10 protein-coding genes are annotated in these 12,126 nt (G+C 64.4%); 2 read left to right on the forward strand and 8 right to left on the reverse strand.

Features of this window, described 5'->3' with window-relative positions; all coding sequences use genetic code 11:
- Window positions 1-4 precede the first annotated feature (4 nt).
- The 6 genes from FYJ91_RS09985 to FYJ91_RS10010 all read right to left on the reverse strand — a co-directional run bounded on the left by FYJ91_RS09985 (window position 5) and on the right by FYJ91_RS10010 (window position 8,588).
- On the reverse strand, window positions 5-1,573 hold the full coding sequence (locus FYJ91_RS09985) for an NADH-ubiquinone oxidoreductase-F iron-sulfur binding region domain-containing protein (protein ID WP_149522086.1): 1,569 nt from the start codon (window positions 1,571-1,573) through the stop codon (window positions 5-7).
- Window positions 1,570-2,037, reverse strand: a complete 468-nt coding sequence (locus FYJ91_RS09990; RefSeq protein ID WP_425474002.1) for a formate dehydrogenase subunit gamma — start codon at window positions 2,035-2,037, stop codon at window positions 1,570-1,572. Before FYJ91_RS09990 ends, FYJ91_RS09985 begins: the two co-directional genes overlap by 4 nt.
- A 64-nt stretch (window positions 2,038-2,101) precedes the next feature.
- Complete coding sequence (locus FYJ91_RS09995) at window positions 2,102-2,992, reverse strand: LysR family transcriptional regulator (protein WP_149522087.1); 891 nt, start codon at window positions 2,990-2,992, stop codon at window positions 2,102-2,104.
- 77 nt (window positions 2,993-3,069) lie between these two features.
- On the reverse strand, window positions 3,070-5,535 hold the full coding sequence (locus tag FYJ91_RS10000; protein WP_181008430.1) for a TonB-dependent receptor: 2,466 nt from the start codon (window positions 5,533-5,535) through the stop codon (window positions 3,070-3,072).
- A gap of 228 nt (window positions 5,536-5,763) precedes the next feature.
- Entirely contained in the window at window positions 5,764-6,684 is a 921-nt protein-coding gene (locus FYJ91_RS10005; RefSeq protein ID WP_149522089.1) for a TIGR03619 family F420-dependent LLM class oxidoreductase, read from the reverse strand.
- 149 nt (window positions 6,685-6,833) lie between these two features.
- On the reverse strand, window positions 6,834-8,588 hold the full coding sequence (locus tag FYJ91_RS10010; protein ID WP_149522090.1) for an amidohydrolase family protein: 1,755 nt from the start codon (window positions 8,586-8,588) through the stop codon (window positions 6,834-6,836).
- Window positions 8,589-8,726: 138 nt separating this feature from the next.
- On the opposite strand from FYJ91_RS10010, the gene FYJ91_RS10015 reads away from it, so the two are divergent.
- Window positions 8,727-9,278 (forward strand): TetR/AcrR family transcriptional regulator, encoded by a 552-nt coding sequence (locus FYJ91_RS10015; RefSeq protein ID WP_149522091.1) that lies wholly within the window; start codon window positions 8,727-8,729, stop codon window positions 9,276-9,278.
- Between the two features lies 1 nt (window position 9,279).
- On the opposite strand, the gene FYJ91_RS10020 is transcribed toward FYJ91_RS10015, so the two are convergent.
- Both FYJ91_RS10020 and FYJ91_RS10025 read right to left on the reverse strand, forming a co-directional pair.
- On the reverse strand, window positions 9,280-9,918 hold the full coding sequence (locus FYJ91_RS10020) for a TetR/AcrR family transcriptional regulator (protein WP_181008431.1): 639 nt from the start codon (window positions 9,916-9,918) through the stop codon (window positions 9,280-9,282).
- A 25-nt stretch (window positions 9,919-9,943) separates the two neighbouring features.
- Window positions 9,944-10,669 carry a TetR/AcrR family transcriptional regulator gene (locus FYJ91_RS10025; protein WP_149522093.1) on the reverse strand — a complete coding sequence of 242 codons (726 nt, stop codon included), beginning with the start codon at window positions 10,667-10,669 and terminating at the stop codon, window positions 9,944-9,946.
- Between the two features lie 56 nt (window positions 10,670-10,725).
- Between FYJ91_RS10025 and FYJ91_RS10030 the strand changes: the two genes are divergently transcribed.
- A complete protein-coding gene (locus tag FYJ91_RS10030) occupies window positions 10,726-12,099 on the forward strand; it encodes a phosphotransferase (protein WP_149522094.1) in 1,374 nt (457 codons plus the stop codon).
- Window positions 12,100-12,126 lie beyond the last annotated feature (27 nt).

The following is a 12,126-nucleotide window of genomic DNA, read 5'->3' on the forward strand; positions in this document are numbered from 1 at the left end:
CTCTCTACTCCGCCGCCTGGGGCAGCGCGCGGGCGCCGCCGAAATCTTCGGGAAAATGATCGAGCGCGCTCAGCACCGGATAGGGGGTGAACCCGCCGAGCGCGCAGAGCGACCCGAACTTCATCGTCTCGCACAGGTCGCGCAGCACGCCGATCTCCTCGTCGACCGAGCGGTGCTTGACCTTGGCGTTGCGCATCTGGGGCATGGCTTCGAGCGCCTGTTCGCGCTGTGCGGCGCCCTTGATGCGGTCGCCAATAATCCTATCAAGCGTCTCGACGCCGCGGGTCGACCCGATCCGGCAGGGCGTGCACTTGCCGCAGCTCTCGACCGCGCAGAATTCCATCGCGAAGCGCGCCATCGCGGCCATGTCGACGGTATCGTCGAACACGGTGATCCCGGCATGGCCGATCAGCCCGCCTGCCGCCGCGAACGCTTCGTAATCGAAGGCCAAGTCGAACATCGACGGCGGGAAATAGGCGCCCAGCGGCCCGCCGACCTGCACCGCGCGCACCGGCCGCCCGCTCTCGGTGCCGCCGCCGATATCGTTGACCAGTTCGCCCAGCGTGATGCCGAAGCCGATTTCGAACAGCCCGCCATTCTTAACATTGCCCGCAAGCTGCACCGGCATCGTCCCGCGCGACCGGCTGAAGCCGACCTCGGCATAACGCTCCGGCCCTTCGGCGAGGATGAAGGGGATGGCGGCGAGGCTGAGCACATTGTTGATGACGGTCGGCTGCCCGAACAGGCCCTGGATCGCGGGGAGGGGCGGCTTGGCGCGAACCTGCCCGCGCTTGCCCTCGATCGATTCCAGCAGCGCGGTCTCCTCACCGCAGACATAGGCGCCCGCGCCGACGCGGACCTCGACCGTGAAAGGCGCGAGGATCGGCCCGGCGCGCTCGATCGCCGCGTTCAGCGCGCGGATCGCGAAGGGATATTCGGAGCGGACGTAGATGTAGCCGTGGCTTGCCCCCACCGCGTGCCCCGCGATCGCCATGCCTTCGAGCAGGCAATAGGGATCGCCCTCCATCAGCATCCGATCGGCGAAGGTGCCGCTGTCGCCCTCATCGGCGTTACAGACGATGAACTTTTCAGGGGACGCGGCATCGAGGACGGTCTGCCACTTGATGCCGGTCGGAAAGCCCGCCCCGCCGCGCCCGCGCAGGCCCGACGCCTTGACCGCGTCGACCACCGCCTGGGGTGGGAGGGCACGGGCGGCGGCAAGCCCTTTCCAGCCGTCATGCGCGGTATAATCGGCCATGCTCAGCGGATCGGTGATGCCGCAGCGGGCGAAGGTGAAGCGCTGCTGCTTCGCGAAGAAGGGCAGGGTGGCGAGGTCGCCGATGCGATTGGGGTGGGTGTCGTCGAGGATTGCGGGCACATCCTCCGGCTCGACCGGGCCGTAGGCGATGCGGGCACCGTCCGTGGTCTCGATCTCGACCAATGGCTCGATTGCGAACAGGCCGCGCGCTCCGGTGCGGATCACCGTGCAGCCCGCCGCCGTCAGCGCCTCGGCGATATCGTCGGCGCCCAGCGCGACCGAGGCCATGTCGCAGGAGATGTAAGCGCGGGTCATGCGCTCACCTGGGCGACGATGCGGTCGACCTTGCGGGCGTCGAGGCGGGAGACGGGGCGGTCGTCGACCAGCGCATTAGGGCCCGTGGCGCATAGGCCCAGGCAATAGACCGCCTCGAACGAGACCTGTCCGTCCGCGCGGGTTTTGTCGATGCCAACGCCCAGCCGATCCGCCAGCGCCGCTTCGATCGCACCGACGCCGCGCGCCTTGCAGGCTTCGGCAAGGCACAGTTTGACGACATGGCGGCCGGCGGGTTCGCGACGGAAATCGTGGTAGAAAGTGACGACGCCGTGGACTTCGGCGCGACTGAGATTCAGCGCGCGGGCGCCGAGCGGGGTCGCCGCGTCGGGCACCCAGCCCACTTCCTCCTGAATTGCGTGAAGCAGAGGAAGCAACGCGCCGCGCTGCGCTGAAAATCGCTCGGCCAGCCGGCCGACGATCGTGTCGAGATCATCGGGTATCACGGGAACGAGCGGTGCGCCTCCCGCGTGATAGGGTCAAATCGACTTTCCTGAAATTTGATAGAAGCTATCTATCAAAGGGAAGGTCGAGATCGCGCGCGACCGCCGCCGCCGCTTCGCCCAACGGCGATCGCGGCAGGCGATCGGGGATGATCAGGCCGATGCGGCTTTCATAGCTCGGTTCCTCGAACGTCAGCGTGTGCGCCCAGTCGGGCAGCAGGGTGCGGTAGCTGTCGGGCATGATCGTGACGAACGCGCCCGACCGCGCGAGCGCGAGCAGGGCGACATAGCTGTCGGCGGTTGCGAGCGGGGCTGCCGTCAACCCCCGCGCGGCCAGATGCTCGTCTAGGATGCGGCGGTTCTGCATGCCCTGGTGGAGCAGGCAGAGCGGTTCCTCCAGCGCGCGTTCGAAGCGCGTGGTCGCCATCTGCGCCATATGATGGCCATGCGCGACGACCAGCATCGGGCGCTCGGCATAGAGCGGCGTCGCGCTGACGTTCGCGGGCGGATCATGGTCGATATAGGTGATGCCCGCATCCAGCCGGAACGCCGCCAGCTCCGCCTCGATCTCACGCGAGGTGAGCGATCGGATGTCGACCTCGACACCCCGGTGCGCCTCCCGCATCGCGCGGGCGAAGTGGCCGACGCTGGGCATCGACGCGGGGATCGCGCCGAGGCGCAGCGTGCCCTTGAGAGGCCCGCGCACCACGCTGGCCGCAGCGCTCATGTTCGTATGTGCGGCGAGCATCGCCTGCGCCCAGGGAAGGACGGCGCGCCCCTCCGCTGTCAGCCCGATATAGCGCCGATCGCGCTCGATAAGCCGCGCGCCAAGTTGCTCCTCCAGCGCGGAGAGCCCCGACGACAGCGTCGGTTGCGACACATTGCAGCGGGCCGCCGCCCGCGCGAAATGCCCTTCGCGTTCGAGCGTGACGAGATATTCGAGGTGCCGGATCTGCATGGTCGCACGATGGCAAAAAAATACGCCCGTGGCGACTGGGCCACGGGCGTAGAAATCCTCGTGAAGAGGCGGTTGTTTTAGAACTCGACCGTCAGGTCGACACCGTAGGTGCGGGCGCGCTCGTAATCAGCCGAAATGGCATAGACGAGCGACGGCGCGTAGCTGACCTGCTTGGTATCGAACAGGTTGCGGCCCCACAGCGCCAGCGTGGCCTTCGATCCGCCCATCGAGATGCCCTGCAACGCGATACGGCCGTTCACGAGCCAATAGCCCGGAATGCGCTGCGCATTGGCGAAGGCCTGCTGTTCGGCGGCGTTTATGCCGAACAGGGCGCTGGAGCCCGTGGTCAGCGGAACGATCGGCACCTTCTGCTGCTTCGACTTATAGTTGCCGTCGAAGCGCACGACGAAGTTGGCATCGCCCCACACCGGCTCGGACTCGTATTGAGCCGACAGCGCGCTCGTCAACGTCGAACGATCGTTGGCGACCACCACGGCGGCGGCGGCGGCGATCCGCGGATCGATGCGGGTATAGTTGAAGTTGGTGTAGCCGAGCGACGCGTTGAAGGTCAGTTCGCGGATCGGCTGGAACGTGGTTTCAAGCTCGAAGCCCTTCGCACGCGCGTCACCCGCGTTGAGCACAACCTGGGTCAGGTTCTGGTTGGTGCTGCCGATATTCGGACCCGACGTCGTCAGCTGCAGCCCGGTATATTTCACCGTGAACAGCGACAGGTTGGTCCGCAGCTTGCGGCCCCACCAGTCGGCCTTGATGCCACCTTCCCACGACTTGGCAGTCTCCGGATCGAACACGAAGCCCGCAAACTGGCCACCCGAGATGAAGCCGGTCACATACTTGCCGTACATCAGTACGTCCGAGTTCACCTTGTAATTGGCGCCCAGATTGTAGGTGAACTTGCCCTTTGAATAATCCACCACGAAGGAGTTCGTGGCGATCGGCGCGGCGCCTGAAACGACGGTGTTGTCGATGCCGGTCTTCTTGTCGTGCGTGTAACGGCCGCCGGCGACGAGATCGAGATTGTCTAGGACATGGAATTCGGCCTGGCCGAACGCGGCCTTCGAAACCACCTTCACATGGCCGTCGATCGCCCCGAAACCGTTGGCGCGCGGCCCCGGAATGGCAAAGCCGGGATAGATCTGGAACGCGGCCGAGCGAGCCTTGCCCAGCACGCTGTTGCCGTCACCCGTCGAACCGCGGTTGGATCGCTGCTGGAAGTACAGGCCGCCGGCCGTGAGAGTGGCGAATTCCGAATCGTAGTTCAGCTGGAATTCGTCCGACCACTGCCTGTCGAGGCCCGAAGTGAGCGTCGGCTGCAGAAGAAACGGAGCGCCGATATTGGCGTTCAGCAGAGGTGCACCGCCGGCGAGCAGGCCGAAGGCTGTCGCGAACGGACCCATGGCCACCGTGCCCGGGTTCACCAGGCCGCCATTGCCGTCGATGAGCGTCAGCGGCGACTGGAACTTGGACCGGCGATAGGCGGCGATGTTCTTGAACGACAGATTGTCGGTAATGTCGCCTGACAGGGTCAGGTTATGGCCCTGGTTCTTGATACGGCTGTTCACGACGCCCGCATTGTTGACCGCGTCGGGACGGGTCTTCGAAAGCTGGGTCAGGTTCGGCCGGTTGGCGGCAGGCTGCGCTGCATAGAGCTGGCGGAGCAGCGGCGACATGTAGATGACGCCCTGGCCCGGTGCCGAGAAGGTGCTGTCCGTCCAGTCGAACTTGTAGATCGCGCGGATTGCCGGGCCATCATAAAGGATGTTGGCGCTTGCCGCTTCGGTGTTGAAGCCGCCCAGATGCTTCGGCGACTTGCGGATGCCCCCGCCGACACGGCTGAAGTCCCATGTCGTGCCGCCGCCAAGGTTCTTGATGTCGCCGCGGCGCTCGGTGTGGACGTAGCTGAAGGCTGCGCTGAAATCGCCATACTTCGCCGTATCGACGTGAGCGACAGCGCGGAACTGATCGTAATTGCCGTAGCTGATCGTGCCCTTCGCGCCGAACTCGCCCTTCGGGTCGCCGGTGGTGATGCTCACCGCGCCGCCGGTCGAGTTGCGTCCGAACAAGGTGCCCTGCGGGCCACGCAGCACTTCGATCCGCTGGATATCGCCCAGTTCGAAGATCGAGCCCTGCGCATTGGCGAGATAGACGCCGTCGACATAGAGCGCGATGCCGCGATCGACGCCGATCGACGAACCGATCGTGACTTCGCCGCGCATCGAGTAGGTCGGCAGGCCGCCGCCGCCGACGATCTGGCGCACCGTGAGGTTCGGCGAGATCGAGTCGAGATCGCGAACGCTGACGATGCGGTTGGCTTCGAGCGAGGCCGCGGTCACAGCCGAAATGGCCACCGGCACGTCCTGCAGGCGCTGTTCGCGCTTCTGGGCAGTGACGACGATGTCCTGGATGCCACCGGTCTGCTCGGCGTCCTGCGGTGCCGCTTCCTGCGACCAGGCCGGACCGGCGATAAGTAGAGCCAAAGCCGTGGCGGCAGAGCCACAGGCCAGCTTACGAAGATTGGATTTCACGAAACACCCTCCCGTCAAAACTTTTGACTGTTTCTCCCAGCGAGATGGGAGGGGCGGTTGTCAATGCGTCGGATTGCAAGTCCACAATGGCGGAAATGCACAGAATTTGCCGCCAATGCAGTGTTGCAAGGCGTTAAAGCGGCCAAATCCGGTCGATCTGGCGACTATAGAGTTATATCTTTTGCCGTCGCGCTGTGCTTTTGCGGCAACAGCGACGAGGGGGCGATGTCAGCTAAGCCGTGGCTTGATCTCCTCCATCACCCATTGGGCATGGTCCATATAGGCTTCGACGCTCTTGGCCTCGAGCGCGGGGACGGCGGTGTAGGTGACTCCCAGGTCCGCCAGTTGCCCGATGCGATCGACATAATATTGGACGCTGCGCTGGACGTGCATTTCGGGATTGTCCTGCACGACATGGCCTTCGCCGATCGCGGAGGTGACGAGGCTGTACGATACGTCGAACGGGCCGCCCTTATAGTCGGGCTGCGACTTGATGAAGTCGATCCGCGCGGGGATGTCGGCTTCCTTGGTCAGGAAGGGGATCCAGCCGCTGGCATAGCGCGCCGCGCGCTTGAGCGGGCCGTCGGCGTCGCCGCCCATCCAGATCGGGACATGCGGTTTCTGCACCGGCTTGGGTTCGAAGGCCGCATCCTTGAACGAGACGTACTGGCCTTCGAAACTGGGATTCTCGCTGGTCCACAGTTCGACCATCGCCGCAAGATACTCGTCGCTCATCTTGCCCCGTTCGTGGAAGGGAACGCGCAGCAGATCGAACTCTTCCTTCAGCCAGCCGACGCCGAAGGTGCAGGTGACGCGCCCGCCGCTCATGAAATCGATGGTGGACAGCGCCTTGGCGAGCAGCACCGGGTTATGCAGCGGCAGGATGGTGAGGCAGCTGTTGACGCGGATCCGGTCGGTCGCGCCGGCGAGATAGGCCATGCCCGTTGCGCTGTCGAAATAATGCGCGCCCGACAGCTCGATATGTTCGGTCGGCACCAGGAAATGTTCGGGCACCGCCACCATGTCATAGCCCAGCGCATCGGCGCGCTTGATCATCGCGGTCTGCGCGGCGCCGTCGACGCTGCGTTCCCAGTCGTTGCCGAGAGCCTTGAGCTGGACGGTGTTGGGTAGGGCGAAACTGAACTTCATGCTGCCTCTCCGTGGGCTTTGTTATCGGAGCAGCTAAACACAAAAACGTGACGGGCGCGAAGCGCGCCGTCCGGTCACTCGTAAAAGTGGAACATGATGTAACGGACGGGGCGGCGCCCCGGTGGACGCCGCCCTGCCTGAACGCTCGATTATTCGGCCGCCTGCGCGAACGCTTCGTGCGTTTCGTGGCCGGCGATGCGGCCCGGATAGGCGCCGGTGAAGCTGCCGCCGTCGAAGACGGGCTCGCCATGGCACAGGGTCATGCGCATCGGCGCGGCGTCACGGGTATAGCGATAGGCACGACCACCCGACCCATCGGGCACGTCGAACTCCTTGATCATCGGGCGGCGCTCGATCTCGTCGATGTTCCAGATCGCGATGTCGGCGGTCTTGCCCTCCGCGATATGGCCGCGATCGCGGAAGCCGAAGAAGTTCGCCAGCTTGCCGGTCAGATTATAGACCGCCATCTCGATCGTCAGGTGATCGTTGTCGCGGGCGTAGCTGTTGATCAGATCGATGTGATCGCCGATGCCGCACAGCATCTGCGCATGGGCACCCGAGTCCGAGATGTTGCCGAGCGCATTCTCGTCCTTGAACAGATCGATGATCTGCTGCTGTGATTCGATCTCCATGCCGTAGCCGAGCGTCGATCCGATGCCGTTTTCGATCACCCAATCGGCCAGTGCGTCCGACGGATGGACGTTGTCGCCGCGCAGATCGAGTACGTCCTTGAACGTGACGTTCGAACCATAAGGCCCGACGCGATACTGGCTGTCGCGCATGATGACCGTTTCCGGCTTGCGCCACATCGCCTGCGGATACATCTCCTCCCACGAAGCGCGGGCGCGCTCGCGCCATTCTTCGTTCTGGAGAAGCTCGAGCTTCTTGGTCGCGTTGGTTTCGCGCGCCATTTCGACCCAGACGAGAATGTTGTTCTGCGCGAAGGTCAGCGGCGAATTGAAATTGATCATCGTCGCCGGGGCGACATGGGTGAAGCCGGTGTAGAGCGGCCAGCCTTCCTTCTTGTAGCGCTCATGCTCCTCGATCAGCGGCCCGATCCCGCGCGACAGCTGATACTTAAGGAAGGGAACGCCCGCCCACTGGGTACGGAACTTGCGGTCCTTCAGCATCGGCACCAGCCGTTCCATGTCGGCGACGCCGGTGAAGCGCTGGAAGGTGGAGATGATGATCTCGACGGTCTTGTCGGGATAGTCGTCCATCACGTCGAACAGCGCGTTGAACTCGCGATCATCGGCAAGAAGCGAAGGGACGGGGTTGCCGTCGCCGTCATAGTCCATCGTGTTCGACGAGAAGCCGCATGCACCGGCGTCGAGCGCCTCGCGCAGCATGTCCTGCATCTTCTTGATCTCGTCGTCGGTCGCGACACGCTTGGTCGCGTCCATGCCCATCGCGGCGAGGCGGATCGGCTGGTGGCCGGCGAAAAATTCGAAGTTCAGCGGCACCTTCAGGTTGCGGCGCATCGAATCGCGATATTCGCCCCAGGTCTTCCAGTCCCACGGCAGCTGCTCGTGGAACGGCTGAAGGGGGATGTCCTCGAAGAAGGAGAAGATGCCGATCATGGCATCCTTGGCCTCCTTCGTATCGGGCACGGGCGCCGCGCCGAAGCCGCAATTCGCGTTGATCGAGGTGGTGATGCCATAGCCCGGCAGCGGGAACATGTTGGGCATCCACCACATCGGCGCGTCATAGTGATTGTGGGTTTCGATGAAGCCCGGCGTGACGTAGCAGCCGGCCGCGTCGACGACGCGCTCGACGCCTTCACGCTCGATATTCTCGGCGACCTTGACGATCTTGCCGCCCGAAACGCGCACGTCGGCCTTGAACGGCGGGTTGTTCTGACCGTCGATAACGGTCCCGCCCTTGATCAGGATATTGTAGCTCATTGCAGCCTCTCCGCCTGGCTCGCCGGGCTCCCACCCGACAAGGATGACAATGGGTTAAAAACGGTCGTCTGATTCTTTTATGCCGTCCGATTATCGAATATCGGAGACTTCTCCGTTTCAGTCAACTAGGGTCTGCGAATGACTGTCGCTGTTCCGTTACGTTCCGACGCACAGGCCAATCGCCAACGCATAATCGAGGTTGCCCGCGCTGCGCTGGCCGGGGATCCGGCGACGTCGCTCAATGCGATCGCGAAGCTGGCGGCGGTGGGGCCGGGCACGCTCTACCGCCATTTCCCGACCCGCGAGGCACTGGTCGTCGCGGTCTATCGAGCCGATCTGGAGGGTGTGGTCGATCTGGCGCGCGACCTGACCGAACAACTTCCGCCGGTCGAGGCGTTGCGGGCATGGTGCCGCCGTCTGGTCGAACTCGCGCGCCGACAGACCGGCTTTGCGCAATTGCTAAGCGCGGCGACGACCGAGCAGGAGCGGATGGAGGCGCATCTGCCCGTCCACGCGGCGATCGCCCACCTTACCAATGCGTGCATCGCGGCCGGGGCGATTTCCCCCGATGTCGAGCCGATCGACGTCCAGCTGGCACTCGCTTTCACCTGGAACATCCGGACCGAAGAAGGCGAACGCCGCGCGTTCAAGTCGATCGATATCGTGATCCTGGGGCTCACCAGCTATTAAATCAGGCGGAGTGCGCCTTCAGGAAACGGTCGACCGTCGCCGCGACATAGGTGTCGATCTGTGCGGGGCTTGGCGGCGTGCCGATGTTGAGGATGACGCGCAGGTGCATGTCGCCGCGCAGCATTCCCATATAATGTTCGGACGACAGCGCCGGATCGTCGATGACCAGCCGCTTCGCTGCGTGTGCGTCCGCCAGATAGCGTTCGATCATGTCGTTCGACGCCTTGATGCCTGCGCCGTAGAAGATGGGGCCGAGCTGTGGGAAGTTCTTGCTCGCCTCCACCATCAGCCGGAAGAAGGCTTTGCCCTCTTCGGATAGCAGGTAGGTGAGGAACTCGGTGCCGAAGCGGTGCAGGAAGCCGCGCGGTTCGGTCTCGCTGACGACGGCGTTGGCCAGCATCGCCTCGAACGCGTCGGAGCCGAGTTTGCATACCGCCTCGAACAGCACCTCCTTGGTCGGGAAATGCGAGTAGAGCGTGGATTTGGAGACGGCGGCGCGCCCCTGGATCATGTCGGTGGTCGCGCCGCTATAGCCATGTTCGAGGAACAGCTCGCGCGCGGCCTGCAGGATCGTGTCGGCCTTGGCCCGTTTGCGCAGCTGGGCGCGCCCGACTGGCCTGATATCTTCGTTTACCCGCACTGGGCTCGTTCGTGGCATCCGATGCTCATGCCCGCTTGAGCGCGTCGAGGCCAGCCAGAAACAGGTCAATCTTGCGATCGATTTCGGCGGCGTCGGGCATCGCCTCGGCATAGCCGACCAGCAGGTGGAGCGACGCCATGCCCACGATCAGGTCGATGAAGCATTTGGCGGCCGCATCATGGTCGATCGCGCCGATCAGCCCGTGGCGTTCCATCGACCGCAGCAGATCGGCGAGATTGTCCTGCAACTGGGCGACGTTGGGCGCGACCACGCTCTGCGGCAGATCGGGGAAGCGCTTCATGTCGGCGATCATCATCTGCTCGATCGCGATGGTTTCGGGCGACAGGCAGATCGACAGCAGCCGGCGCGTCGCGGCGCGCAGCACGTCGCGCGGGGCGTGGCGCTTGCCGAGCGCATCGAGCGCATAGATTTCGGCGGGCGTGCCCATCCGCGATCGTTCCTGCACGATCACCCGGAACAAGGCGGCCTTGTCACCATAGTGATGATAGAGCGTGCGCGTCGCCACGCCGGCCGCGCGCGCTATGCCTTCCAGAGTGGTCGCGGCGAAACCCTGTTCGATGAACATCGCCTCGGCGACCTCGATGATGCGCGCCTTGCGGCGTTCGAGATCGGCCTTGGTGGGGCGGCCGGCGCGATTGGCCGGTCGCGCGAGCGCGACGGTGCTGGTCATCCGACCGTCATTCGCGAAGTCGACCAGATAGCGCAAGTCCCGGCCATAACGGAATGACATGATTGCATTTCATTTTTCCTGAGGTAGATTCAGTTATCGAAACCGCGGAGACGGCGATGTTGGTGGAGGAGGAGCGGCCGCTGGCGGACGCCGCCGAGCGGCATGTCACCCGTTGGATCGAGGCGCATGTCGGCGGAAAGGTGCTACGAATCGTGCGGCAGGGGCGCTGGCGTCCGGCCTGGCATGTCGACGTCGAGCGCGATGGCTGCACCCTGGAATTGTACGTGCGTGGCGAACGCGTCGAGAATTTCCTGCCCTATTCGCTCGAACGCGAATTCGGCATCTGGCGGCTGCTCGAAGCAGGTGGACTCCGGGTGCCGCATGTCCACGGGCTGATCGAGGAATTGCCCGGCATCGTGATGGACCGGGTGGCGGGTCGTTCGAACCTCGCGACCGCCGACAGCGCGGAAGATGTCGAGGCGGTGCGCCGCCAGCTGGCCGCGCAGATGGTGCAGATGCACCGGCTCGATATCGCGCCATTCGTGGCGGCCGGTCTGCGATTGCCGGACAGCCCGCGCGCGCTGACGCTGTCGCAGTTCGACGACATCCTCGCACGCTATAAGGCCGAGCGGCGGCGCGCCGACCCGCTGGTTGCCTTCGCCGCGCGCTGGATCGAGCGCAACGCGCCGTCTTCGGCGCGACCCGCCTGCTATACCGCCTGCGATGCGGGCCAGTTCCTGTTCGACGGCGCTGAGCTGACCGCCCTGATGGACTTCGAACTGAGCGTGATCGGCGATCCGATGATGGATCTGGCCGCGCTGCGCATCCGGGGGCAGTGGGAGGATCTGGGCGATATCCCCAGCTTCTATGCGCTCTACGAGGCGGCCGGCGGCTGGCCGGTCGATCTGCCCGCGATCCGATTTCACACCGCGGCGTTCGCGCTGGCAGGCACGATGGCCTCGTGCCTGTGCATGGAACAGTTCCTGGCCGCGCCCCAGCCCGATGCCGATTATGTCGAATATCTGGTGTGGATCGTCTGGGAGGCGAAACAGGCGCTGGAGGCGATCGCCGAGTGCATCGGCGTGACCCTCGAACCGCCCGCGCCGCCACCCGTCCACCACGGCTGGGCCGACGCGCCGATCTTCGCGATAGCGAGCATGGTCGGCGAACTATCCGAAGCCGATCCGGTCGCGGCCTATCGCAAGAATGTCCAGCGATCGCTGACCGCTTATCTGGAGCGGATCGCGCTCTATGGGCCGAAGCTGGAAGCCGATTATCTGGCCGATGTGGCGCGGATGACCGGTGCCGCACCCGCCGATGTCGCCGAGGCGGATCGCCTGCTCGAAGCTTTTGTAGACGCCGCCGGGCCGGAGGCGGACGAGGCGCTGTTGCGGCTGCTCCACGCCAATGTCTGCCGCCGCGCTTTCCTGCTCGCGGTACCGGGATCGCTCTACCTCAACGGCCTCGTGCGGCCATTGCTGCCGGTTTGAATTGTGAAGCGCGTAAAAGAGTCATAT

Origin of the sequence: Sphingomonas montanisoli, assembly GCF_008274695.1 — a bacterium.
In the GTDB taxonomy this organism is placed as follows: Bacteria; Pseudomonadota; Alphaproteobacteria; order Sphingomonadales; family Sphingomonadaceae; genus Rhizorhabdus; species Rhizorhabdus montanisoli.

What these genes read in the sequence shown, in the direction of transcription:
- FYJ91_RS09985 (WP_149522086.1), bottom strand. Translation starts at nt 1,573, where the DNA reads ATGACCCGCGCTTACATCTCCTGCGACATGGCCTCGGTCGCGCTGGGC.
- FYJ91_RS09995 (WP_149522087.1), bottom strand. Translation starts at nt 2,992, where the DNA reads ATGCAGATCCGGCACCTCGAATATCTCGTCACGCTCGAACGCGAAGGG.
- FYJ91_RS10005 (WP_149522089.1), bottom strand. Translation starts at nt 6,684, where the DNA reads ATGAAGTTCAGTTTCGCCCTACCCAACACCGTCCAGCTCAAGGCTCTC.
- FYJ91_RS10010 (WP_149522090.1), bottom strand. Translation starts at nt 8,588, where the DNA reads ATGAGCTACAATATCCTGATCAAGGGCGGGACCGTTATCGACGGTCAG.
- FYJ91_RS10015 (WP_149522091.1), top strand. Translation starts at nt 8,727, where the DNA reads ATGACTGTCGCTGTTCCGTTACGTTCCGACGCACAGGCCAATCGCCAA.
- FYJ91_RS10025 (WP_149522093.1), bottom strand. Translation starts at nt 10,669, where the DNA reads ATGTCATTCCGTTATGGCCGGGACTTGCGCTATCTGGTCGACTTCGCG.
- FYJ91_RS10030 (WP_149522094.1), top strand. Translation starts at nt 10,726, where the DNA reads ATGTTGGTGGAGGAGGAGCGGCCGCTGGCGGACGCCGCCGAGCGGCAT.